We start from the raw sequence: 229 nt of genomic DNA on the forward strand, positions 1-229 counted from the left end.
TTGGTGTCATATGCGCCATCGGCATACACGGTCCCAAGGGCTCGGCGTAGCGGATTGAACAGGGTCGGCAACACCTCTGCATCATGAATATCTTCCAACGAGGCCTCGGCTGCCACGATGTTGTGGCTCGCCGGGTCCACCGCCAGATGCAATTTGCGCCAGACCCGGCGCTTGTCATGGCCATGCTTTCTGACCTTCCATTCGCCCTCGCCAAACACTTTCAAGCCGG

Annotated in this window: 1 protein-coding gene; it reads right to left on the reverse strand. The window is 59.0% G+C overall.

Annotated features, from left to right (window positions below; genetic code table 11):
* The coding region (locus ACW5XD_RS24005) for a transposase (protein ID WP_456497030.1) at positions 1-229 on the reverse strand (229 nt) is incomplete at both ends.

It is taken from the genome of Aeromonas enterica, from assembly GCF_054052465.1.